The organism is Nostoc sp. 106C (genome assembly GCF_002154725.1).
Classification (GTDB): domain Bacteria; phylum Cyanobacteriota; class Cyanobacteriia; order Cyanobacteriales; family Nostocaceae; genus Aulosira.
This window is the reverse complement of sequence record NZ_MTAW01000077.1, coordinates 57,080-82,662: the sequence shown is the minus strand read 5'-3', so window position 1 is coordinate 82,662 and position 25,583 is coordinate 57,080. Positions and strand designations below refer to the sequence as shown.

The following is a 25,583-nucleotide window of genomic DNA, read 5'->3' as shown; positions in this document are numbered from 1 at the left end:
CAGTAGCTGTTTGATATAAATCAGCTAACCGCTTGTGTAAAACTTCTGTGCGTTGAAAAAACAGCTCAAGGTTCATTCGGGATTATCTCCCTTCTTGCAGAGGTTTATCATAAAAGTAACTATTTCTAGTAGTACAAAACCTCTACCTTGAGAAGTGAATGTGCAATGCAGAAATGATAAACGTAATCAAGCAAACTCATAGCGATTTTTACCGAGGTTTTTAGCACGGTACATAGCAGTATCTGCCTGTTTAATCAAACTTTCACTATCGCGGCTGTTGAGAGGGTAGATACTAATACCAATACTAGCAGAGACTTTAGTAGTATATCCATCCAAAACAATTGGCTCAGTTATAGTACCTAAAATTTTTTCGGCAACTTTAGCAGCTACTTGTACGTTAGGAATTGCCCGTAAAATCACAGTAAATTCATCACCACCTAAGCGAGATACAGTATCACTACCGCGTAAGCAGTTACTGAGCCGTTGTCCAACTGTTACCAAAAGGCGATCGCCTATTTCGTGTCCCAGAGTATCATTTACTTGTTTAAACCCATCTAAATCAATAAATAATAGCCCTAGCAATAAATTGTTATCTTGTGCCCAATATAACGATTCAAGAAGTTTTTCGGTGAAAAATTTCCGATTGGATAAACCAGTTAAGGGATCGTGATATGCCAGAAAACGCAAGTGGTCTTCTTTGCGTTTTAATTCATTATTAGAACGGTAGAGTTCGGCAGCAGTACGCTTGAGCTGGTCTTCCATTTGCTTACGCTGAGTAATATCTCGAATCACTCCAACTAAAAAGTAATTACCCGCAGCATCTTTATGGAACGATCGCTTAGTAGCAATTAAATGAGTTGAACCATAAGCATCGGTAAATTCTTCTTCACTTTCCTGGGGTTGCTGAGTCTGGAAAACCTTCTCATCTTGCTGGCGAAATACATCAGCTTCATGTTTAGGGAAAAATTCATAGTCTGATTTTTCAATTAACAATTGATTGGGATAACCGATCAATCGGCAATAAGCTTCATTTAAAACAATCCATTGATGTTGTTCATTTTTAACAAAAATAGGGTCAGGAATTGTATTAATAACTTGATGTAAAAACTCTTTGGAGCGTTTCAACTCTTCCTGCATAGAGGCAAGATAATAAGTAATCCAAATAGCTGAACTGCCAAATGTCAGCAGTGAAGGAATCAGAGGTATCCACCAACCAGACAAAAAAGCAACGTAGGTACACAGAGTTAACAACAAGCAAAAAAGTAGAATACTAATAGATATCTTAGTTGGGTGTCGAATTCGCCATGCAGCTGTAGCTCCCAAATAAGACCAGCCAAAAATCCACAAGTATTCCCATAGCTTTGGCCAGACTTTAAGTAAAGGTCGTCCTTCTAAAGCAGCGGCAATTAACTCATTGATAAAATGGGCTTGCAGTTCAATTCCAGCAATGGGTTGTGCTGTACCCATCAACCTGCTGGATTGAGGTACGAAAACAAAATCTTGAAGACTGGGGGCTGTAGAACCAATAAGTACAATGCGCTCGCTGAACCATTCTTTTGGTACTCTATCTGCTAGCACATCCCTCATCGATACTTGGCGGTAACTACAGGATGCTGATAAATTGGGACAACTTGGTTTGGGAAAGTTGGACAAAATCTGGTAGCCTCTAGCATCAGCTCCTACATAGGCACCATCATTAGCCTGAAATCTAGTAAACACTGCCTGACCCAACTGTAAATACTCAGAGTTGTTAGCTGCGGTTTGAGCAGTAATACCGTATGATTTCAAATACACTAAAGCCAGTTTTAAAGCAAAACTTTCATGTGCCTGATTATCAATATGCCAATACAACAAACTGCGACGTATTTTGCCATCAGGGTCATATAAAACATTATTAAAACCCACTTGATCAAGTTGATTCAGCACTGGCGGAGGTAAAACCCTAGCATTTTTATTATTTGCCAGTTGTTCAATGCCAATTAAGTTTGGCATCGACTTATAAGCCTTTACTAGATTTTCATAACCAGGCTCAACTGGTAAATCTCGGTAGATATCTAAACCAATAGCACGAGGGTTATGAGCGTTTAATTTTTGTAACAACTGGGCGATCGCATCATCTGGAATTGGCCAAGAACCAACTTGACGCAGAGAAGCTTCATCAATCGTTACTATCGTGATACGCTCTGCTGGCGGTTCATATGGACGTAAGCGAAACAATTGATCCAAAGTTGCCAATTCTAAGGATTGAAATAATCCAATAGAGCGTACAAGCAAAATGCAGACTGCAACGCTGGAGGCGGTAATTAATTCCCTGTGTCCTCGACCAAGCGATTTTTTCAGTCCAAATATGAACCGCACAATACGCTTGCCTAGCTGCTTACTCATTCCCATTACCTAGTGGGGAGAAATATTCTTGATTTGCGATCTCTATCAACTACGTAGCGAATATAGCTTATAGGTGAGCTATATTGGCTTGTTAGAAATCTCTTGAGATCTGTTAAATTCCTCAAGATTAATCTTGGGTACTCATTATCCGATGAAATGGTAATTTGTAACCTTTGCGCCTCATAGCACAAGTTAAGTATAAATAGTGTTTGCTAAGAACAGTAGTATCTCTATAGAGAGTTTTAGAAGCTGAATATTGGGATAAAATATTCACATAGTTACGTATTAAATTTTATTAACAGTATAAAAAATATTTAACAAATTAGTAATTTTACTCAAAAAATTGAGTGATTAAATCTTTAATTATTAAATGATTACAACCGTAGACGCAACGAGCAACGAAAATTCCTAGCTAATAAAGAATACATAAGATGGTAACTCATGTTCTATATTATTTATTACTAAAAATAAAATAGTCAACCGGAAGCAAATTTGCTTCCGGTTGACTATTCAATATCAAATATCAGCTTAAATTGCTAGAAATCACCTTGCTAAAGCCAATCACTTGAAATATTTGAAGTTACGAGAACCTGTATAATTAGAAACTTTAGCTAGTTCCTCTAAATTTTGAACTCCGCTATAGCTTTTCCCATTAATTATCCAAGTAGGAAAGCCTTCAACTTTGGCAGCTTTACACAGATCTGGTTGCCCTTTGAGTCCATCGGGAGCGCACTCTACCTTAATACTATCGTTAATAATCTTGTAAGCTTCTTTACCAAAGATCAGCTTCTGCTCGTGGCAGTGCGGACACCAATAAGCAACATATTCTTTAGCACCTATTTTGACAAGATGATTTGCTAAGGCTATTTCTGCCTCACCAGAAGTTGTAGTGATTTCCCAACCGAATGCTGGGTTAGGTGGAACTTTGGGGACAAAGCTAATTTGTACTGGTTTACCAGAAGTTGATTCAGGCGTACTACTTAATTGATTGGCATTACTAAAGACTGCTAAAGTGCCAATCAGGGTAATCATCCCGACAATAATGGCAGTGAAAAAGATTTGTCCAACATCCTCCCAAGTACGACCGAGAATCGTCAGTACCAAAAGACTCACAGAGAACAAAGCTGAGGCAATACAGTAAGGACAAATGGCTTTGATTTGAGATGCCAGCAAGTACATTAAGTAGCCGCTGAAGATGGACATGGCGATCGCCCCTATTAACAGCAGCCACCAGCTCCAGTTTTCTATTTGTTTACGGCTATTGTTTTCCCCAGATTTTAATGCTAAAGGAGCCAAAGCAAATATCAGCATACTGGTGTAAGCCAAAAACCCAAACAAAGCTAAGGGCTGACCAAATACCGTTGCCCAAGGGCTTGAAAGTACATCATTACAGCCTTTGACACCAGCTTGTGCCACACAAGCTGCACTACCTCCTGTTAACTTTTCGATAGTGAGATAACCTGTTGTCAAGGCACCAAGTCCGGCGATCGCGGCAATCAACGGACGCGACCATTTATGAATCCAAGGAGTAGAACGGCGGCGAATCATAAACTGTGATTGGGAATGACGAATTGGGAATTGGGCATAGGGCATTGGGGATTGGGCATTGAGGATTGGGCATTAATCTCCTTGTCCTCCTTGTCTCCTATGCCCCATGCCCTATGTCCCATGCCCTACGAACGTATAGTTACTGAGGAAATTGATTTAGTTTCACCCTTAGAGTTCCAACTACGGCGTGTGGCTTCCACAAATTGACTGACGCGAATTGGGTCAATTGGTTGTTCGATCCGACCATGACGTTTTAGGGAACTGGAAACAATTACACCATCTGCTGCTTGCATCAGTGTCTCTATGTTTTCCCAATTAGCCCCACTACCAATAAATACTGGCGTGCCATTTGCTGCACCACAAGCCAGTTCTAAATCTTCTATGTTAGGAGGGCTACCAGTAGCCCAGCCTGACAAAATCACTGCATCAGCTAAACCCCTTTCGATGGTATCCTTGACAGCAACTGTGAGATTTGGGGAACTTAAAGGGCGAGCGTGCTTGACCAATACATCGGCCAGAATTTTAACATCAGCGCCTAATTCTCGCCGATAGCGGAGTATTTGATGGGCTTCTCCCTCGATTAAACCTTGGTCTGTTGCCATTACCCCTGTGAGGACGTTAACGCGAATAAATTCCGCCCGCACACAACTGGCGATCGCCATTGCACTTTTAGCATCGTTCCGCAAAACATTTAAGCCTATAGGCAAGGTCACCAGATTTTGTATTCGTTGTACCACCACAGTCATGGCACTGACCACCGCTGGATCGACCTGGTTTTTGGTAAACGGCGCATCGAAAAAATTTTCTACAATAATAGCGTCAACCCCACCACTTGCCAAGGCTGTTGCTTCTTGTTCGGCACGGTCAATTACTGCTTTTAGGCTGCCTCCCCAGCGGGGTGAGGTGGGCAGTGGTAGTAGATGAACTACGCCAATAATCGGTGTTCGAGTTTTAAATAGCTGATATAAGTCCACGTCTTTAATCCGCTTTGCGGAAACCAGAGTACATCAGTCTAGAGTCTAGAATTGATTTGATAATGACTAAATGACTAATGACTGATTGATTTTATGTAGGGTGGATTACCGCCTCCTCCCTAGGGTGGAAATTGCCGTAAAACCTTCCATAAGATATGTTAAGATAAAACTTGACTACAAAGAGGAGTTTGCAACTCACAAGACGCGAGGCAGCTTCCCACGGTTTTAGGTTGATTACCTGCGCATCTTCGTAGGCAAAGCCTGATCTGAAGGGTAGCATTACTGCTGGATTAGGCATAGTCGCGAGCGCGATTTCCCTGAGGGTAGCGACTTCTCACAACCAGCCCTTTGGGCGGCTTCCCGATGGGTAAATTAACAACGCACACGCTCTTGGTAATGTAAAATACCAACAGGCGAATCGTTAAAAAACATAACAAGTGTCAAATATACCCCAAGACACTCCATTTTACCCTGGGAAAACGGATTAATAAAAGCATCATAACATGACCTTAAACTTGATTAGGGTCATAGGTTGGCGGATGGCGACGGGCAATGGTAACCTTCCACTTGAGTACTGTCCGCTGTGGGTGCAGAGGAAAACAGAGCCAAGCAAGCGCTGTTTGTGTTTGATGACAAGAAAAAAAACTGGAAATTTTGGCAAAATATGGGTGACAAGCCAACAATTGCAATTTCTCACCTGGGCTGCGAGAAAAATCGAATTGATACAGAACATATGCTGGGACTGCTTGTCAAAGCAGGCTATGGCGTAGATAGTAATGAAGAGTTAGCAGATTACGTTATTGTCAATACCTGTAGTTTTATTGAAGCAGCTAGAGAAGAATCTGTTAAAACTTTGGTAGAGTTGGCAGAGGCGAATAAAAAAATCGTGATCACTGGCTGTATGGCCCAGCACTTCCAAGAACAATTATTGGAAGAGTTGCCAGAAGCAGTGGCCGTAGTAGGTACAGGCGATTATCACAAAATTGTAAATGTAATTGAGCGGGTAGAACAAGGAGAGCGGGTCAAGCAGGTTAGTATTGAACCAACCTATATTGCCGATGAAACTACACCGCGCTACCGCACTACAACTGAGGGCATAGCTTATCTGCGGGTGGCCGAAGGATGTGATTATCGTTGTGCATTTTGTATTATTCCTCATCTACGAGGAAACCAACGATCGCGTACTATTGAATCCATTGTCGCTGAAGCCAAGCAGTTAGCTAGTCAAGGGGTACAAGAAATTATTCTGATTTCTCAAATCACCACTAATTATGGTTTAGATATTTACGGTAAGCCAAAGTTAGCCGAATTACTCCGCGCTTTGGGAGAAGTAGATGTACCGTGGATCAGGATGCACTACGCTTATCCCACCGGACTGACACCAGATGTTATAGCAGCGATTCAAGAAATACCGAATGTCCTTCCCTACTTAGATTTGCCTTTACAACATTCTCATCCGGAAATTCTCCGCGCTATGAACCGTCCCTGGCAAGGGCGGGTAAATGATGGGATTATTGAGCGCATCAAGACAGCGCTACCATCTGCGGTGCTGAGAACAACATTTATTGTTGGTTTCCCTGGAGAAACTCAAGAGCATTTTGAACATCTACTAAAGTTTGTTCAGCGGCACGAATTTGACCATGTTGGCGTTTTCACCTTTTCTCCGGAAGAGGAAACCCCTGCCTACAAACTGCCAAATCAGTTGCCTCAATTCTTAATGGATGAACGCCGCCACCGCCTCATGGAACTCCAGCAACCAATTGCTTGGCAAAAAAATCAACAGGAAGTAGGCAAAATCGTTGATGTCCTGATTGAGCAGGAAAATCCTGAAACTGGAGAATTAATTGGCCGTTCTGCGAGATTTGCCCCAGAAATTGATGGGCAGGTCTATGTGGTTGGCAAGGCGAAGTTAGGAACAATCGTGCCAGTAGAAATCCAAAGTGCTGATACATACGACCTCTACGGTCAAATTGTCAATAACTAATTTGTCATTTGTCCTTTGTTCTTTGTTTAATAGCCAATGACTAATGACTGATGACCAATGACTGCTCATTAAATCCAAAATAAAATCTAGGAGAATTGATGAATCTTTCGTTTCAAGAATTAGGCATCTCACAAGAACGCGTTGAGCAACTAGAAAAAATCGGTTTCACCACCCCAACTAATATTCAAACCCAAGCAATTCCCCAATTGCTAGCAGGTCGTGATGTGGTTGGACAATCCCAAACGGGAACCGGTAAAACCGCAGCATTTTCGTTGCCAATTTTAGAACGGCTAGATATTAATCAAAGAGCCGTGCAAGCACTGGTTTTAACTCCAACTCGTGAGTTAGCCATGCAAGTTCACGATGCAATCACCCAATTTATTGGCGATGAAGGATTGCGAGTGTTAGCAATCTACGGAGGTCAATCAATTGACCGCCAAATTTTACAACTCAGACGTGGTGTACACATGGTTGTGGGTACTCCAGGACGGGTAATCGACTTGCTAGATCGTGGCTGTCTTAAACTCGATCAAGTCAAGTGGTTTGTGTTGGATGAAGCCGATGAAATGTTGAGCATGGGCTTTATCGACGATGTGATCAAAATCCTGTCCCAAGCACCCGAAGATCGTCAAACAGCTTTATTCTCAGCCACAATGCCGCCATCGATTCGGCAATTGGTAAACAAGTTTTTGCGATCGCCTGCGACAGTCACCGTTGAACAACCAAAAGCTGCGCCTAATAAAATTAATCAGGTAGCGTACCTAATACCCCGTCACTGGACAAAAGCTAAAGCTTTACAGCCTATTCTGGAAATGGAAGACCCAGAATCAGCTTTGATATTTGTCCGTACCAGACGCACAGCCGCAGAACTTACAAGTCAACTGCAAGCAGCCGGACACAGTGTCGATGAATACCACGGTGACTTGTCCCAACAAGCCCGGGAACGCTTACTCAGCCGATTCCGCAATCGTCAGGTGCGCTGGGTAGTAGCCACTGATATTGCCGCACGTGGGTTAGATGTAGATCAACTTTCTCATGTGATCAACTACGACTTACCCGATAGCGTAGAAACCTACGTTCACCGCATTGGTCGTACTGGTCGGGCTGGTAAGGAAGGAACAGCAATCTCACTAGTACAACCATTTGAGCGCCGCAAGCAGCAGATATTTGAACGTCATAACCGCCAAAGTTGGCAGTTGCTATCAATTCCCACAAGGGCACAAATTGAAGCGCGGCACATCAATAAATTGCAACAACAGGTGGGAGAAGCATTAACAGGCGAACGTCTAGCTTCATTTTTACCGATAGTCAGCGAGCTAATCGAAAAATATGATGCTCAGGCGATCGCAGCTGCGGCATTGCAAATCGCTTACGATCAAACTCGTCCTGCTTGGCTAAGTTCAGACATTGAAATTCCCCAAGAAGAAAATACCCCCAGTCTGAAACCCAAGCTAGTCAAGCGTCGCGATGGTTCTGGCGAGCGCAGCCGTTCCTCTTGGAGTAAATCAGACAGCAACATTGGCGAAGATGACAGACGTGGTACTCCCAAGCCAAAGCTACGGACAGGCCGTCGTGATGCATCCCCTGTTAATCACAAGCTAGGTTCATCTACAGCTAGAGAATCGGCTTCGTAAGTTAAAACAAGCCAGTCATCTGCCGGTTTCCCCCGTTGAGTGTACTGGCGTTTGGCAGTCAAGAGTCAAGAGTCAAGAGTTAGAATTAACTAGAGTCGGCAAAAAGTTCTCTACTATAACCACTAAGTTGGTGGTGTGTGCTTCACAGTTTTGACTTTTGACTTTAGACTTTTTGACTATTTTTCAAAACATAATTAAAGATGGATTGCCTCTAGTCTTATGTTCACCATTAAAGATTAAGCACATCTCCCAACAGAACATCTAGAATGGCAGATGGAATTGGTGGATGATAGTACCTTGATTATGGGTCCATCAGATTATGTTTCAGAAAAAATTGGTGCGGAATTAATCAAATTCCTAGCTAACTGGGTAGGCCCAAGAAAATTAGGATAAGTTACTGCTTGTAGCGCTGGTTTTATTTAGATATTAAAAACGCGAAAGCATCTATAACGAAAAGAATTTCCGCGCTTCTGATGTTTCTTTTGTTAGTAATGATTGGCTCAAAAAAAGTCAACGCGACTTTGGACAACTGCTTCCAGGCTTGATGGTAGAAATAAAAGCTAAGTCATATCGCCTTAAACCACTGGTAGAAAAAATTCAGCAATTTTTAGAACTAGGAACTACTGTTAGGATCCTGATTGACCTGAACAGTTTACGGTCTTAACCAAGAAGAAATAATTTCACCAAACGACGAGAAACTTACATTGCCAGACTTATTACCTGGTTGAGAACTTACAGTATTAGAACTGTAGGTTTTTGTATTTGATTAAAAAATTTATTAATTATTACAGCGATTTTCAAGTAAGTAAACCACATCTTTTTTGCCTTGCACATAGACGCAAAGGCGCAAAGAAGAACGCTGTAAAGTTTGAGTTGGGAATTTAAACTCAACTCAAACTGACTATTTCCAAAAAAAATCTTACAGCCAAGGGCGAGTGACTTGTTCTAATTCGCTAATTTCAGCGTCGCTCAATTTCCAGCCCAAAGCGCCAGCATTTTGTTTTACTTGTTGGGCTGTCTTCACACCAGCAATGGGGATAACGTTACCTTGAGCAATTAACCAATTAAGGGCAACTTGGGCAGGGGTGCGATCGTATTTTTCGCCAAATTGCTGGAGCAAAGATATTACAGGTGAAATTTTTTGTAGCCCTTCTTTATTAAATCGTGGGTCTATCCTTCTAGCACCAGTAGGCGTTTCGCTGCGATTGCTGGTGTATTTGCCTGTGAGTAAACCCTGGGCTAAAGGACTATATGCCAAAATTGTTACACCTAACTCACGAGCCGTGTCGAGAATGCCTTGGCTTTCAATTTGGCGAGACAGCAAAGAGTAGCGTACCTGGTTTACAGCCAAAGGTACTCCTCTAGCTGCCAAAATCTGCTGTGCTTCTCGCATTTGTGCTGCTGAGTAATTACTGACACCAACTGCGCCAATTCTGCCCCGCTGCACTTCATCTGCTAGGGCGTTCATCAGTGTTTCTTGGCTCAAAAAGAAGGTGAACGGCCAATGGACTTGGTACAGGGCGATTCGGTCTAATTGTAAGCGCTTGAGACTTTCTGTTAAAGCATCGGAGACTGATTGACCTGTAAAGCGCCAAGGTAGCGGCCCAAATTTTGTCGCAATTTGTACAGGTTGCTGTGTTTGTTGCAAAAACTGCCCCAAAAACTCTTCACTGGTTCCTAATCCGTAAATTTCCGCAGTGTCAAAAAAAGTAATACCAGCCTCTAAAGCTGAGGTAAAGGCTTCTTTTAACTGTTCTACGCCGTAGCCATCGCCATAATTCCAAAAAAGTTTATCACCCCATGCCCAAGTACCAAGGCATAGGGGTGTAACAACAGGTCCATTTTTCCCCAATGTGATGGTTTCCACGTTTGTCAACATTTAACTTTGTTACATTTATTTACATTTCTAGTGTATCGTTACACATTCGGCGCGTAATCAACCGGGGGGTAGGGGATGAGGAGGATGAAGGAGACATCTAGACAAGTAGAGGATAGGAATTACCAATGCCCAATGACAAATGACTAAGGACAAATGGCAAATGTTATAAACTGGATAAATTTTAGAAAAATAGGGAATCCGCAGGGTTTATCTTGAGTAAATGGGAGAATAAGATTCCAGATAAATAAAGTAGCTATGGCAAGCAGTGACGCATTTGATTCCCCAACCAACTCCCTAGCTGTGCCAAGGGTCAATCTGCTGACCATGTTTAGGCTAGGCTTGTTTCAAATGGGGTTGAGCATGATGTCCATCTTGACTCTGGGGGTACTTAACAGAGTCATGATTCAGGAAATCGCAATTCCAGCAACGCTAGTGTCGTTAGTTCTGGCATTACCAGCATTTGTTTCGCCTTCACGCATCTGGTTTGGTCAGATATCAGATGCCAAGCCAATGTGGGGTTATCATCGTACAGCTTATGTTTGGGTGGGGGCAGCAATATTTGCGATCGCCGCATTTTTAGCTGTACAAGTGATGTGGCAGTTGAATATTGCAGCCAAGAATGCAGGTGCTTGGGCATGGACAACCCAAACCATTGGCTGGACTGCACTTCTATCCTTAATTTTTGCTGTCTATGGTCTAGCGCTTTGTGCCAGTGGTACCGCCTTTGCTGCTTTGTTGGTGGATGTCTCTGAAGAAGACAACCGATCCAAAGTGGTTGGTGTTGTGTGGTCGATGCTAATGGTAGGAATTATTGTTGGGGCAATTATTAGTTCCAGCTTACTGAAGCAATTAACGCCAGAAGCTAACATTGCGACTTTGCAGACAGCAGTCAACAAGCTGTTTATGATTGTGCCAGCAATTGTATTTGGGCTAGCGATCGCGGCGACTTTGGGTGTAGAGAAAAAATATTCCCAATACTCCAGACGTTCTAGAGTAGTAAATCGCGAAGATAGCATTACCTTAAATAAGGCATGGGAAATCTTGACGGCTAGCCCGCAAACAGGCTTGTTTTTCACATTTTTATTCGTGATGACTATCAGCTTGTTTATGCAAGATCCAATTTTGGAACCCTATGCAGGTCAAGTTTTTCGGATGCCTTTGGCTGAAAGTACTAAATTGAATGTTTTTTACGGCACAGGTATACTCATTGCCTACGGCATCACTGGATTTTTGATTGTGCCGCGCTTGGGTAAACGCAAAACTGCACGACTGGGCTGCATTTTAGTGGCATTCTCTTCTCTACTACTAGGACTATCAGGATTCTCTGCTAATCCAGCGTTTCTCAAGCTAGGTTTAGTTTTGTTTGGTTTAGCTACTGGTGTATTAACAACGGCAGCAGTTAGCTTGATGCTAGATCTCACAGCTGCTGAAGCCGCCGGTACATTTATTGGGGCATGGGGACTAGCACAGTCTATCTCTAGAGGGTTGGCAGTGGTAATCGGTGGTGCAATTTTAGATACAGGTCGCAAGCTACTACCTAGCTTGGAATTAGCCTATGGACTAGTATTTGTCTTAGAAGCTGTGGGAATATTGGTTTCGATTTGGTTCCTCAATCGGGTGAATGTGAACGAATTTCAAACTAGTACCAAACAAGCGATCGCTTCTGTTTTGGAAAGTGATTTAGATTAAATTGTCATTTGTCATTGGTCATTTGTCATTTGTCAAGACTTATTAGTTATTTCTCCCTTGTCCCCCTTATCCCATTTCTCCCCACCCTCTCCCACACTCCCCACACTCCCCACGCTCCCTTCTCTCATCCCCCCCGACTGCTTGGCTTAGAAGCAGCTTTGCGCGAGAATTAATCAATGAATGACTTTTGGAATACAATTCTCGATTTTGCCCAAACTACCACTACCAGAGTGGGTAAGCAACTAATGCAAGATTTTGGGCGGGTGCAGGCTTTACAAAAAGCAGATGGCAGTTTGGTGACTCAAGCTGATAAATGGGCAGATCAAACAATTCGAGATGCGATCGCTTCTACTTTTCCTGGGTATGGCATTTTAAGCGAAGAGAGCGATCGCGTTTTTCCAGGTACAGAATGGTGCTGGGTAATTGACCCTTTGGACGGTACAACTAACTTTACACGAGGCATTCCCATCTGGACGATTTCGATGGGATTGCTGTATCAAGGAACGCCAATTTTTGGCTATGTCTACGCGCCTCCACTGAGTCAAACTTTTCATGGTTTTTGGGAAGGTTCTTCTGGTTTAGCGACACCCACTGGGGCTTTTCTTAACCACCACCCCATCCACACAAGTCTTGATGCTCCTAGCAATAATCACTTTTTTAATCTCTGTTCCCGCAGTACGGCAGCTATACAACCAGACTTTCCTTGTAAAATTCGGATGCTGGGTGTAGCGAGTTATAATTTCCTGACGGTGGCAACTGGGGCAACTTTGGGTGGTATTGAAGCCACTCCCAAAGTTTGGGATTTAGCAGGCGCTTGGGTAATTGTCCAAGCGGCTGGCGGTACTTGGTTATCTTTAAAATCAGAGCCATTTCCGCTTTTAGCAGGGGAAGATTACAGCGATCGCTCTTTTCCTACGCTTGTTGTCAGTCGGTCGGAATTGGTTTCAGTGTTTACACCGTTTTTAGCGAATGTAAAAATTTAAACTAGCATAAAATAATTTAGTTATAAAATATACCAGTATAACCCTGGTCAAACAAGGGTTTCATTATATTTAAAGTTGAGTCAATTATGTGCAGCTAATTTATACTGTGTTGACACTCCCATAATGTTGCAGTGGGGCACTGAGTACATAAATAGCCATGTTGTCCAATTTAGATTTGATGCGAGTTTTTGTTTATAGCTCCATCCAGAAACAAGAAGTCTTACTGTCAAACCCTTTTTTGACGGCGCAAACAGTATATAAAAGCAACCAAGTAATAGCCAAAATAGAAGGTGTTATTGCTACTTCAGAACTCACTGATACAGCATCAATATTCTCTATTAATGCAACTTCATCCTATTGGGACGTGATCAACGAAGTATTGGCGGACTATAGCTATATTCTCACAGGTGAGATAGATCGTCGGGGTTTCTATGAGTATCGTTACTGCCAAGTACCTAATGGTTATAAGATGCATGGCACCAAATCAGTCTACCTATGGCGAGCTTGGTGGAAATATCGTAAATATGCTTTACAATTAGGAATTCCATTAGAACTCCTGATACGCACACGAGATGCATGGTATCCCATTAGGGATTTAACTATTAGCGACGGACTTTTATATATTAAGACTCTAGGAAATGAGATCGCAGTACATGCAGATGACATAGTAACCTGGCTAAGCAAAACTCAGCCAAATTCCAATAGTACAAGTCCTACTGGAATTCTTAATAAGAATAGAGAGTAATTTTATACTTAATTTTATTTTTTACTGAATTAGTACAGTAATTATTGCGGTCTCAAATGTAAAATATAGCTGTTACTGCTTTTTAGTTCGACTGCTATCCGTCCTGAATATTATTGGTCAAATAGCTAATGAAAGGACTCTGGCTCGAAAACAACCAATTACAATTACGTACAGATATTCCCATCCCGGAACCACCACCAGGTGAAGCCCTGGTGCGTGTTTTGCGTGCAGGGATTTGTAATACTGACTTAGAACTGCTAAGAGGCTACTATCCCTACAGTGGTATTTTAGGGCATGAGTTTGTTGGTGTTGTCGAACAAGGGCCAGAAAACCTACTTAACCAGCGAGTAGTAGGAGAAATTAATGCTGTTTGTGGACATTGTCGATTTTGCCGCAGCAAACAATCGTCTCACTGTGAAAACCGCACTGTGCTTGGTATTGTTAACCGCCACGGGGCTTTTGCTGAATACCTATGTTTGCCGATAGAGAACCTACATCCTGTACCTGATAATGTGCCAACAGAAATAGCAACATTTACCGAACCCTTAGCAGCAGCTTTAGAAATTCAGCAACAAGTGGAATTAGGTGCCAATGACCGGGTACTGGTAGTGGGCGATGGTAAGCTGGGACAAATAGTGGCACAAACAATAGCTCTCACAGGTTGCGAACTTTTGGTGATAGGGCGTCATCAAGACAAACTTGCTAACTTAAAGGCACGAGGCATTAAAACGGGTTTAGCCGACGCTGTTACAGATAGATTTTTTGATATCTCAGTAGAGTGTACTGGTAATCCAGAGGGATTTGCGATCGCCCGCCGTGCGCTACGTCCTAAAGGCACACTGATGCTTAAAAGTACTTATGCCGGAAACCTCAGCTTAGATGCTTCCTCTTTGGTAGTAGATGAAATAACTCTAATTGGTTCCCGTTGTGGCCCCTTTGCTCCTGCACTTCAATTACTAGCAACAGGACAAGTAGAGGTACAACCCTTAATTCATGCTCGCTATCACCTCAGCGAAGGGCTTGCAGCTTTTAAACATGCTCAGAGTCGAGGTGTTTTAAAAGTTTTGTTAGAAATTAGTTAAGTTTCATTTGTCATTGGTCAAGAGTCCAAAATCAAAGGTAAAGCATTTCTTCTCCCTTGCTCTCCTGCTTTTTCTCCTTCATCCCCCCATCTGTTTAGTAAAACATGGGATTGGTTTTAGGTTGATAATCACAACAATTGATTGCCTCTTCTGTATTGGCGAGGGAGGGATGTACGGTACATTTAAGGCGGTAATCGTCAGTAAAAAATTGACAACCAGTACAAGGTATTTGATGCATTTGCTTGGCTTTACTGACACTATCTCGCGCTGCTGACCATAGACTCCAAGCGCCAAGAATGATCACAGACCAAGCAACAACAAAGCAAATAGGGACTAAGAAAAGTTGAATCCCATGAATCAGGTAAGAAATTAGTTCTAACATGGTAGTTTCTGATAAAAATTAAAAATTAGGAGTTAGAAGTAATCTTAACTTCTAACCCCCTACTCTTAACTTCTTGCTCAGGAAGTATAACTTAAACGCCAGCATGGCCCAGTGCTAAACCAGTCACAAGCATTCCTAAGACTAGGAAAGGTTGGGCACTGGCTTGGTACTTCACATCGTTCTTTAAAGGGTCACGCAGGAAATACATATCTTGAAAGGTGATTTGCGGCAGGATTAACAGTACGAGAATTGCTGCGTACAAATTCTCATGGATACTAACTAGATAAGCAGCAATTAATCCCTGAAATAAATCAATCATCACTACACATATCCAGGCCGCAGTATTAACACCAAACATTACAGGTAGTGATTGTAATCCCAGTTGGCGATCGCCTTCTACACTCTTGAAGTCATTGACAATGGCAATACCTAATCCAGCCAAACTGTAAATTAGGGTGAGAACAACAATTTTCCAATTCAGTTCTCCAAATAAAGCGTGACCAGCCCACCAAGGTAAAGCAATATAGCTTGCTCCCAAGGCATAATTTCCTAACCAGCCGTTTTGCTTCAGCTTCAGCGGTGGTGCTGAATATATGTAGGCAATAAAAGTACCAAAAATAGCCAAAACTGTAACATTGGGGAAGTCATGACCAGCCCACAAATCCAGCACAAAGGCTAAGGCAATACCAGATAACAATAATACAACTATCTGGGTAATTACCTGGGGTACAGAAATGGCTCCAGAGGGTATAGGACGGTAAGGTTCATTAATCGCATCAATTTCGCGATCGTAGAAATCATTTAGGGTTTGGGTGTAACCTGCCAGTAGTGGTCCTGAAAGCAACATACAAGCTGCTGCCTTCAACACATTTTCCAATGACCAAGTATAGTTCCCAGAAGAAGCAGCACCGCAAACTACGCCCCAAATTAAGGGAATCCAAGTGATCGGCTTCATCAGTTGCAACCGGATTTTCCAAATAGAGGTTTCTCCTGGTGCTGCGCCTTTCATCCCCAGCAGTTGCCTAGTTTTAGCACTGCGATCGGCAATTGCTGTGATTTCTTCACTGGTATTAACTGAGTCTACTGCTTCCTCTGGGTTGGAATTGGGAGTAATGGGAGTTGAATCAGACATAAGAACTATTTATGAATTGAGCATTGGGGAGCCAGTGCGTTTGGTCACCAGATTTGTGCGAAGCGGCTTCCCGCAGGGTTGCAACTGATGTCATAGGCATTGGGGAGCCAGTGCTTTGCGCGGGTAATGCGCGTTGTAGACGCCCGGAGGGCGGCTTCCCGTTCCCCAAAGGCGTTGCCTTTCGGCGTAGCCGTTGCCGCAGGCTAGGCTAGGGTAAGCGTTCCCGTTCCCTCAAAGAGGGTTCCCGCAGGGTAGGGTAGCAACTGACGGCATTGGGCATTTGTTATTTCCCTCTGTCCTCTTGGTCCCACTACCCAGTCACCATTACCTAATAACCTAAAACGAAATTATCAAATAACTATTCTGAAACTTCGCCCCAGTAACGGGTTTGCCACTCAAAGAAGGGGGTAAGGAAATATTGCGCCGCTGGTCCCCAGCTTCGACTGTAACTTCTGGCCCATACTGGGTAAGTTTGACTTGTTTTTTGTCAAATCCAGGCAGAAATAAGCGTACCTGACGGTTGTGAATATCTATTTCAATGGGTTTAGGAGCTTGTAGTGCTTGCTGGGCAAAGTTGGGTAGGGCATCTATGAGCGATTGCCATTCACCACTTGGTGCATCAGGAACCACATTAATAGGTAGAGGGGTAAATTCCTCTGCGAGATTATGATTACTCTGGGAAGAGACAAGGATAACGCCGCCAACAGTAATACCGACTTGTTGAGCGCTACCCCACAAATAACGGGTGCTTGCTACCTCAATTGGTTCTGGTGTAGTTACCAAAAAGGCAGCAACGCGCTGGGGGTCGGCAAGGGCAGCTTTACCCTGTTCTAGGAGATTATTAACTTGATTAGTAGGTTGTGCGAAGTTATCTGTTGTCCAATTGAAATTGAACAAGGTGCTAATCAGCGGTTGAATCAAGGGCGATTCTGCAATTGTTTTCCCCAAATCAGAGTTAACAAATAATTGCCGAAAGCGCCGCACATACCAGCTAAGAGACTCTGGCAATCCCAACATCCGCAAGGTGGAAGCTTCACCTGTGCCATCATAGACAATCACATCATATTTGCCGCTGGCATCATATTCACGGATCGCATTGAGAGCAAGGGCATTGTCCATCCCTGGCAATACTACCAATTCTTGACCATAAACTTCCTTAATGATCGGTGTGCGGAGGTATTGCGCCTCAAGTTTTTTTACTTCTTCCCAGTTACGCTCTAGGAGTACAGATGCTTGCAACTGTACTACTTGCAAATTAGGAGCAATTTCTTGGGGATCGGAAGTTAGGATAGTATCCAGCAGGATGGGTAATGCTGGTTCTGCAAGTCCTGCTAGGAGTACGCGCTTGCCTTGGTTAGCTAATAGCTTGGCAGCGGCGATCGCAATTTTGGTACGAGCAATGCCGCCTTTGCCCAAAAATGTCAATATCAGGGTCATTACTTGATTTCCAGTTACCGCCGATGTTGTCAACTCCAACTTAGCACTCGGCAAATCTTCTCAGCTTCCGCCTACTGTACGAGTTTAAGTTCATCTTCAAAAAACCAAGTGGAGAAATTATCTTCAAATTGCACCACTATGCCTACACCGCTACCATCTGTCATTTTGTAGCCGAGGATAGTGCCAACTTGACCCAATTTTTTTACAACAGGGGGAGATACGCGATCGCGCAAACGAAAGACCTTAACCTTCTGTCCGATTTCCATGCCTAGATACAATGCAATAAACCAAGTCTCAGTTTAGCTGAATCTGTGACTCATCTGTAATAGATTTAAGAGGATGAGGTAAATGGAAAGACAAGGGAAACAAAACAAGGAGAATAATAAATAACCAATGACAATTGACAATTGACCATTAACTAAAATGAAATCAACAACCAACCTGGTACATACCTAATGTTTGTCACAGCACAACAGCTAGAACAACAAATGCCCGATGCAACTCTGTTGTTAAGCGATGAGCCAGAAATTGAAACTTCGTTGCATTCTATTGAGTCATAGCAAACAGCTATTGGGGCAGAATCTACGTTGGGAACAAGAACGGTAAAGGGCAGAAATATTAGCAGGCTATGTGCTGATAGCTGGGTATTGATGGAGAGACTTTGATTTGAATACAAAAATGCTTATAACTGTAAATGCCTCGATACTCAAAGGTTAGCTATTTCTTAGAGGATGTTATAAAAGTCAGAATAACTTGGCTATAGTGTGAGTGGTTGTTTAGGATGACGCTTTTGCTTAAGGATAATTCAAATTGGTTGCAAGTGCAGCGCTACTGGGAATTGCTGCATGTTTTGGTATTTCGGACTTTAAAGGTGCGTTATCGTGGCTCTTTCTTAGGGGTTTATTGGTCGCTGTTGAACCCGTTAATTATGACAGGGTTATATACTGCGATTTTTGGGGCGACTTTTGCATCTTATTATGGCAATTCTATCCTAAATTATGTCTTGGCAGCCTTTACAGGGCTAGTGGTCATAAATTTCTTCTCAGCTTCCACCACTCAAGCGTTATCTAGTGTAGTTAATAACGGTGCACTCTTAAATAAGATTCGTCTGCCAGTGAGTGTTTTTCCTGTATCAATGATTGCAGCAAATGTATTTCAGTTTGCAGTCGGAGTATTACCTCTGCTGGTAGTGATGACTTTAATCAATTCCAAGAGCATCATCAATGTAATCGCACTACTCCTACCATTTCTCGCACTAATTTTAGTATCTATCGGAGTAGGATTTTTAGTAAGTGCTTTATACGTATTTTTTAGAGATTTACCTTATTTTTATGAATTAGTTGTGTTTGTAATCTGGATCAGCAGCCCTGTATTTTATCCAGCAGCTATCGTACCAAAAACGGTCAAGCAATTTTTAGCTTTGAATCCATTATCCCCGATTATTGAAAGTATTCGTCAACTTACATTATCGGGAACACTACCAGATTTGAGTTTAATCGGGAGTGCCTTACTCAGCGGCATAATTATTATGTCATTGGGCTGGGTTTGTTTTCAGTTGTGGCGACATCAATTTATGGATTTGCTCTAAATGGAAGTAATTCGTCTAGATCAAGTTTCGTTGTGGAGACGAACACAAGAAGAATTTTCTTACGATCTCAAAAAAACTATACTCACTGTTCTTGAAGGTAAGTACCGCAAACCAGCTAAGAAATTAGTATTAGATAAAATTGATTTGGTAGTCGAGACAGGAGAAAAAATAGGTATTATTGGAGCAAATGGCTCTGGTAAATCAACTCTTTTGAAAATAATTTCTGGGATTCTGCAACCAACAACCGGATCAGTCCGGGTAAAAGGACAAATTGCGCCGTTGATTGAACTAGGAGCAGGGTTTGATCCAGAAATTTCTGTTATGGATAATATTCTGCTGTATGGAATTTTATTAGGCTTTTCTAGAGCAGAGATGCGAGAAAGAGTGCAGTCAATTTTAGAGTTTGCAGAATTGCAGGACTATACATTAGTTCCAGTAAAAGGTTTATCTTCTGGTATGGTAGCGCGGTTGGGGTTTGCGATCGCTACAGATGTCCAGCCAGATATTTTGATTTTGGATGAAGTACTTTCTGTAGGAGATGAAAGCTTTAAGATCAAATGCAAGCAAAGAATAGATAAGTTTTGGGATGCCAGGGCTACAGTATTAGTAGTGTCCCATGATTTAGGCTTTGTACAACAGTCATGTGCTCGTGGGGTTTGGCTAGATAAGGGTAAAATACGCTTTATCGGTACTGCCGAAGAAGCTGTAAAATGTTACTTGGAAGCATTAAATTAAATATAGATTTATTAGCAATTTTAGGTAGGTAAATTGCACTTTTATCACAAAATTAGATCAATTATATATGAAATCTGCAACAACAATATAATTCGATATTATATATTAAAGTTATAATATAGGTGATTTAGATATAATAAGCTTGTTTAATTTCTCAAATCATCTTATATTTTAAAATTTACATTTTCAGCTTTACTAGTTAAAATTTTGAGGAATTAAATGAGTTTTGAATATATATTAGAACGTATCAAAAATGTTTACCAAGAGTCTAATAAATTTTATCATTCTGAAAATTCACAAAAGGAATATATTCAAATAGCTCACAATAGTGATTTTGGAGAAATAGATGGAAATTATTTACTTTTCTTTAATGAAGTATATCGAAATACTATTCGTAAATGGCTGAAGAATATTCTCAAAAAAGTAGCATGGCCTATTCTAAAAAGACAAGTTTATTTTAACTCTGCTATCAGAAATATTATATATAAGCTGGTGGAGCAAAATCATGAATATAACATAAGAGATAAAGAACTAAACGAAAAATTTGTTCAGTTGGAAGAAAAAGTAGAAGCTCTGTCTAAATTAGAGTTAAGACTAGAAGAAATTTCAGCAAAACTAAATAGTAATAATAGCTTAGAGAAGCAATTAGCTTCTTCTGAAGAAGCTAAGAAAGAGAGTGGTTTATGGTTTAACGATCCAATATTGGTAGGTTACCGTGAAAACGGGGAAGCTCATTGGGTTGGGACGACTGAAAGGATTTTAGAAAAGACTTTTGTGATACATTCTATAGCTAGTTTGTATGACTCTAAGCCAATAAACATTCTAGATGTAGGAGCATCTGAGAGCCTTTTATCATATGAGTTGGCTAGCTTTAATTACTCAGTTACAGCAATAGATATTCGTCCTATAGGATTGTTTCATCCAAACTTAAAGTTTGTTAAAAGTGATATTTGTCAGCCAGTACTACCGCCAGCCAGCTTCGATTGTGTAGTTGCCTTATCTACCATAGAACATATAGGATTAGGATGGTATGGAGATAAAATAAAAGAAAATTATGATCTTGAAGCTATTAAACAAATTTATGCTCTTTTAAAGCCAGAAGGGCATTTTATCCTAACAGTTCCTTATGGAAAGGAAGCTTTGACACCAGTGCATCGAATTTATAATAAGGAATCAGTTCAAAGATTAGTTCAAGATTTTGAGATTATTAAAATCGCTTATGGAGTACGCAAAGATAACTTCACTTTGGTTATTACCGATAACGAATTAGAAGCTTCTAGAAAAGAACACAACCCTAATAACTACCTTCCTGGGGCGGTAGCTATGCTGGTATGTAAGAAAAATATTTTATAAAGACTTAAATACAGAATTGATATAGCATGAACATTGCAATTGATATTCAAGCCCTTCAAACAACTAATTCTAGAAATAGGGGCATTGGGCGATACACGCAGTCTGTAATAGAAACCTTATTTAATCAATCCAATGCTCTTAACTACAAGTTATATGCAAATAATACTTTGCCAGCCCCAGAATTAGATGAGAGTCGTTTTTCATACACTTCTGTATCTTACCCATATCCTGGAAGCTGTACTCTCAATGACTTGTTATTAAAAACAATTTTAATATCAGCAGATGTTGACATAATCTTTTTACCTAGCCCAATGGAAGGGTTAGACTCTACAATACCTGACTATGTTGATTTTCCAAAAAAAGTTTTTACAATTTGCTATGATTTGATTCCACTTATATTTGCAAATAAATATTTAAATGATCCAAATATGCATTCTCTGTACATGAGACGTTTAAAGAATGTGCAGAATGCAGATTTTATATTTGCAATTTCTGAAGCTACTCGCCAAGATGTAATTAAACTTCTCAATATATCTCCTGATAAAGTTCTTAACGTTTCAGGTGGAGTTTCTTCATTTTTTACTCCTATTCTAGCTACAGAACGTCAATTTTGGATAAAGACTTTTGCAGATAAGTTTGGTATTTACAAGCCATTTATCCTTTATACAGGAGGTGAGGATTGGCGAAAGAATATTGAAGGATTAGTTACAGCTTTTTCTCAGCTACCCAAGAATTTACGAGAATCATACCAGTTAGTAATTGCTTGCAAAGTTTCTCATTCTTTTACTCAAGAAATTACTACCTTGGCAAGAAAGTTAAGAGTTGAAGATTTACTAATATTAACAAATTATATTACTGATGAAGAACTAAGAGCTTTATATTCAACCTGCGCTTTATTCGTCTTCCCTTCTTTATATGAAGGCTTTGGATTACCTCTATTAGAGGCTATTTCATGTGGTGCACTAGCTATTGCTAGTAATAAATCATCCTTGCCAGAGATTTTAGGATCTACAGAGCAACTTTTCGATCCATACTCGCCAGATGATATAGCTAAGATTATGGAAAAATTCTTATCTAATGATAATTTAAGAAATCACTTTTCTAAGAATTCGCTTCAACAAGCGGCAAAATTTTCTTGGCAATCTGTTGGACAAAAAATGCTAGATGTTTTTTTAGAACATCAACCCTTAAGTAAAGTATCTGTTTCATTTAATAGAGTAAAAGCAGTTGAAGACAAAACTCAATTAGCTTTTTTCAGCCCGTTTGCACCTATTAAATCAGGCATAGCAGATTATAGCCAAGACTTATTACCATTTTTATCACAACATTTTCATGTAGATTTGTACCATGATGAGAGTTACTTACCTGAAGCTAACACAGATAACTACTATTTTACTCACGAGCAATTTGAAGAGCAGTTAAAATTGCAAGAATATGAAGGTATTATCTATCAAATGGGTAATAGCAGTTACCATTGTTATATGTACTCTCAATTAATGAGGTATTCTGGGATAACAGTACTACATGACTATTACTTAGGAGGTCTGATCAATTATCTGGAAGCTCAACGCTCAGAACTTGGTATCAGCTTATTTAAAGAATTAGAACATAGCTATGGAAAAGGTAAAGCGTTAGAGATATTAAATCTGATTAAAAAGGGAAAATTAAATATTGATGATAATTTATCGGCAGCAGAAATCTATATAAATAGAAGAATCTTTAGTCGTTCTCTAGGCGTTGTTTTACATAGTAAATGGGCTTATAATCATGCTGTACAAGAATTTAGTTATGATAATGAATTTATCACCCATATACCCCAGCTAGTTCCTCAAGTAAATTTTCAAAACACATCCTTTAAAAATGGAATTCAAGAATTAGGAATTCCTGATGATAGCTTTGTAATTTCAACATTTGGCTTTATTAATAAAACTAAGCGTCCTCTGCAAATTCTTCAGGCTTTTCAAAAGCTGCTTTCTTATAAACAAGATGCTTACTTATTATATGTTGGCGGTACCGATTACCTAGGTTCAATTGATTTAGAACATGAAATTAGCAAGTTAAATTTACAAGGTAAGGTAAAAGTAACAGGCTATATAAATATGCAAGAATTTTATCAATATATACAATTATCAGATATTTGCTTAAATTTAAGGTTTCCCTTTAATGGTGAAAGTTCAGCCTCGTTGCTAAGAATATTGTCTCTTGGAAAAGCTACAATTGTTACAGATATAGGTTCTTTTTCAGATTTTTCTAATAACGTAGTTTTAAAAATCCCTCATCCTACTCACAGTAATGAGGTTGAGGAAATATTCAAAGCCTTGCTTGTTTTAACGGAAAATTTAGAATATAGAAATCTACTAAGTAGAAATGCATCTGAGTACATTGTTAGGGAACATTCACCCGAACGATGTGCTCGTTTGTATGTTGAGTTTATTCAACAAGTACTTTCCTCACCTGTGACTAAACAAAAGTTGCTTGCTGACTATGTAGGACGAGAAATAGCAAAACTGGAAGCTAATATTCCAGAAAGCCTTTTAGCACCATTTGCTAGCGCTATTGAGATACAGGATAAGATTTAATTTCCATATAGTAGGGTCTCTACTGGTGTTTAAAGTTTTATAAAAATAAGAATACTTTATCTCTAACTAAGCTAAACAAATTATTTTGGAAAAGAGCTTTTCCTGAGCACTAATATATTAATTAGTTACTAAATAATATAGTCTAAAAGCCATAAATGAGAATATTTATAGATTGTACTCATACAGCAAATTATACATATAAAAATACTGGAATACATCGAGTAGTTCGTCAACTTGCATCTGAGTTGGATAGGCTCAGTTCGAGTTCAAGCTATACAAATATAGAAGTAGTAGCAGTTATGTTTGATGGTAACTTTATGCGTAGGGTTACTAATCTGAGTGAAAAAAATAATGGTGAGATAGCTACAAGCAATCAATATGTTTATACTCTTAATAAAATAATTGTAAAATTTCAGATATTATGGTCTAAGTTTAAAAATAAATTTTTTAATTTATTTCCATTTATATTATCTTTGATTCAATGGCTTTATTTAAATTTTATTAGAAGCAAAAATGGCTCACTTGAGTTTGAAGGCATAAAAATCTTACCAGGAGACATTTATATAATTGCTGATGCTAACTGGGATTTACCTAAAACCTATTACAATTTTTTAAATAATTTAAAAAACCATGAAGTTGTAATTGCAATTATATGTTATGACCTTATACCTATAAAATTTCCAGAATTTTGTGGACAAAAATTTGCTGCGGCTTTTACTAAATTTTATAGAGACTATTCTAACTTATTTGATAAAGTTCTATGTATTTCTGATAATAGTGCGAAAGACTATAGGAATGCCCAAAGTATGGGTATTATAGCAATTAGTAATAAAAATTTAACAATTAATAGCTTTCGATTGGGCTGTGACTACTTAAATCTAGATTGTTTAGTGAGTATAGATAATAATATTTTTGATAAAACCCAAAGAGAACTACTGAATAAACCATATATATTAGTAGTTGGTAGTCTGGCTCCTCATAAAAATATTAAAACTATTATGGCAGCCTTTGATTTATTAGTAAATTCAAATAATGAAGAAATAAATTTGCTTTTTGCTGGTAATAGAGGCTGGCATTTAGAGACTGATATGCTGATCGAGTCGAATAGAATGTATGGAAAGCGTATACATATACTAGGTGCAGTAACAGATGATCAGCTTAGTCTTCTCTATAGAAACTGTTACTGTCTAGTTCAAGCCTCATTTTATGAAGGATTTGGATTACCCGTTGTAGAAGCACTTCAGTACTATAAGCCTGTAATTGCAAGCAATGGTGGTTCTTTACCTGAAGTCGGTGGAGATTTTTGCTTATATTTTGATCCTAATCAACCATCAGAACTTTACCAAGCTTTAAAAAAGCTACTTAATTCAGATATTTACTACAATCAGTTAGTAAACCATATTAAAAATCAGTATAAGCCATATTCTTGGCAACAGTGTGCTGAAGAATTCCTCTCATATTTTTGTAATTAATT

At 40.0% G+C, this 25,583-nt stretch carries 20 protein-coding genes and 1 pseudogene; 13 read left to right on the top strand and 8 right to left on the bottom strand.

Features of this window, described 5'->3' with window-relative positions; genetic code table 11:
• Positions 1-186: 186 nt before the first annotated feature.
• The 3 genes from BV375_RS07960 to btpA all read right to left on the bottom strand — a co-directional run bounded on the left by BV375_RS07960 (position 187) and on the right by btpA (position 4,907).
• Complete coding sequence (locus tag BV375_RS07960) at positions 187-2,385, bottom strand: CHASE2 domain-containing protein (RefSeq protein WP_086759125.1); 2,199 nt, start codon at positions 2,383-2,385, stop codon at positions 187-189.
• Positions 2,386-2,946: 561 nt separating this feature from the next.
• Entirely contained in the window at positions 2,947-3,933 is a 987-nt protein-coding gene (locus BV375_RS07955; protein ID WP_086759123.1) for a vitamin K epoxide reductase family protein, read from the bottom strand.
• Between the two features lie 125 nt (positions 3,934-4,058).
• Complete coding sequence (btpA, locus tag BV375_RS07950; RefSeq protein WP_086759112.1) at positions 4,059-4,907, bottom strand: photosystem I biogenesis protein BtpA; 849 nt, start codon at positions 4,905-4,907, stop codon at positions 4,059-4,061.
• A gap of 664 nt (positions 4,908-5,571) precedes the next feature.
• Here btpA and rimO point away from each other — a divergent pair.
• The 3 genes from rimO (at position 5,572) to BV375_RS38665 (ending at position 9,189) form a co-directional block, all read left to right on the top strand.
• Entirely contained in the window at positions 5,572-6,891 is a 1,320-nt protein-coding gene (gene rimO / locus BV375_RS07940) for a 30S ribosomal protein S12 methylthiotransferase RimO (RefSeq protein ID WP_086759120.1), read from the top strand.
• A 98-nt stretch (positions 6,892-6,989) separates the two neighbouring features.
• Entirely contained in the window at positions 6,990-8,525 is a 1,536-nt protein-coding gene (locus BV375_RS07935) for a DEAD/DEAH box helicase (RefSeq protein WP_086759108.1), read from the top strand.
• A 442-nt stretch (positions 8,526-8,967) separates the two neighbouring features.
• The gene (locus BV375_RS38665; protein WP_279432911.1) at positions 8,968-9,189 is read left to right on the top strand and encodes a Uma2 family endonuclease; all 222 of its coding nucleotides are present in this window, start codon (positions 8,968-8,970) and stop codon (positions 9,187-9,189) included.
• Between the two features lie 255 nt (positions 9,190-9,444).
• Here the strand turns inward: BV375_RS38665 and BV375_RS07925 are convergent, their stop codons facing one another.
• The gene (locus BV375_RS07925) at positions 9,445-10,392 is read right to left on the bottom strand and encodes an aldo/keto reductase (RefSeq protein ID WP_086759118.1); all 948 of its coding nucleotides are present in this window, start codon (positions 10,390-10,392) and stop codon (positions 9,445-9,447) included.
• Between the two features lie 267 nt (positions 10,393-10,659).
• Here BV375_RS07925 and BV375_RS07920 point away from each other — a divergent pair, with 267 nt between their 5' ends.
• The 4 genes from BV375_RS07920 (at position 10,660) to BV375_RS07905 (ending at position 14,903) form a co-directional block, all read left to right on the top strand.
• Entirely contained in the window at positions 10,660-12,093 is a 1,434-nt protein-coding gene (locus tag BV375_RS07920) for a BCD family MFS transporter (protein ID WP_086759106.1), read from the top strand.
• Positions 12,094-12,269: 176 nt separating this feature from the next.
• Complete coding sequence (locus BV375_RS07915) at positions 12,270-13,076, top strand: inositol monophosphatase family protein (RefSeq protein ID WP_086759104.1); 807 nt, start codon at positions 12,270-12,272, stop codon at positions 13,074-13,076.
• Positions 13,077-13,233: 157 nt separating this feature from the next.
• Positions 13,234-13,821: a hypothetical protein gene (locus tag BV375_RS07910; protein WP_086759102.1), complete on the top strand. Its 588-nt coding sequence runs from the start codon at positions 13,234-13,236 to the stop codon at positions 13,819-13,821.
• 128 nt (positions 13,822-13,949) lie between these two features.
• The gene (locus BV375_RS07905) at positions 13,950-14,903 is read left to right on the top strand and encodes an alcohol dehydrogenase catalytic domain-containing protein (RefSeq protein ID WP_086759100.1); all 954 of its coding nucleotides are present in this window, start codon (positions 13,950-13,952) and stop codon (positions 14,901-14,903) included.
• A gap of 94 nt (positions 14,904-14,997) precedes the next feature.
• Here the strand turns inward: BV375_RS07905 and BV375_RS07900 are convergent, their stop codons facing one another.
• The 4 genes from BV375_RS07900 to BV375_RS07885 form a co-directional block, all read right to left on the bottom strand.
• Positions 14,998-15,285 carry a hypothetical protein gene (locus BV375_RS07900; protein WP_086759098.1) on the bottom strand — a complete coding sequence of 96 codons (288 nt, stop codon included), beginning with the start codon at positions 15,283-15,285 and terminating at the stop codon, positions 14,998-15,000.
• Between the two features lie 91 nt (positions 15,286-15,376).
• Positions 15,377-16,417 (bottom strand): chlorophyll synthase ChlG, encoded by a 1,041-nt coding sequence (chlG, locus tag BV375_RS07895; RefSeq protein ID WP_086759096.1) that lies wholly within the window; start codon positions 16,415-16,417, stop codon positions 15,377-15,379.
• Positions 16,418-16,753: 336 nt separating this feature from the next.
• On the bottom strand, positions 16,754-17,854 hold the full coding sequence (locus BV375_RS07890) for an ArsA family ATPase (RefSeq protein WP_086759094.1): 1,101 nt from the start codon (positions 17,852-17,854) through the stop codon (positions 16,754-16,756).
• A 71-nt stretch (positions 17,855-17,925) separates the two neighbouring features.
• Positions 17,926-18,120, bottom strand: coding sequence for a DUF2862 domain-containing protein (locus BV375_RS07885; RefSeq protein WP_086759092.1), 195 nt, complete (start codon positions 18,118-18,120; stop codon positions 17,926-17,928).
• Positions 18,121-18,309: 189 nt separating this feature from the next.
• Between BV375_RS07885 and BV375_RS39005 the strand changes: the two are divergent.
• The 6 genes and pseudogenes from BV375_RS39005 to BV375_RS07860 all read left to right on the top strand — a co-directional run.
• Positions 18,310-18,399: pseudogene (locus BV375_RS39005) on the top strand (Uma2 family endonuclease); the annotation flags it as partial.
• A 236-nt stretch (positions 18,400-18,635) separates the two neighbouring features.
• Complete coding sequence (locus BV375_RS07880; RefSeq protein ID WP_086759089.1) at positions 18,636-19,442, top strand: ABC transporter permease; 807 nt, start codon at positions 18,636-18,638, stop codon at positions 19,440-19,442.
• Positions 19,443-20,177, top strand: a complete 735-nt coding sequence (locus tag BV375_RS07875) for an ABC transporter ATP-binding protein (protein WP_086759086.1) — start codon at positions 19,443-19,445, stop codon at positions 20,175-20,177. It begins immediately after the preceding gene.
• A gap of 219 nt (positions 20,178-20,396) precedes the next feature.
• On the top strand, positions 20,397-21,530 hold the full coding sequence (locus BV375_RS07870; RefSeq protein WP_086759083.1) for a class I SAM-dependent methyltransferase: 1,134 nt from the start codon (positions 20,397-20,399) through the stop codon (positions 21,528-21,530).
• Positions 21,531-21,556: 26 nt separating this feature from the next.
• Positions 21,557-24,109: a glycosyltransferase gene (locus tag BV375_RS07865; protein ID WP_086759080.1), complete on the top strand. Its 2,553-nt coding sequence runs from the start codon at positions 21,557-21,559 to the stop codon at positions 24,107-24,109.
• A gap of 155 nt (positions 24,110-24,264) precedes the next feature.
• Positions 24,265-25,581 carry a glycosyltransferase family 1 protein gene (locus BV375_RS07860; RefSeq protein WP_086759078.1) on the top strand — a complete coding sequence of 439 codons (1,317 nt, stop codon included), beginning with the start codon at positions 24,265-24,267 and terminating at the stop codon, positions 25,579-25,581.
• Positions 25,582-25,583: the final 2 nt, after the last annotated feature.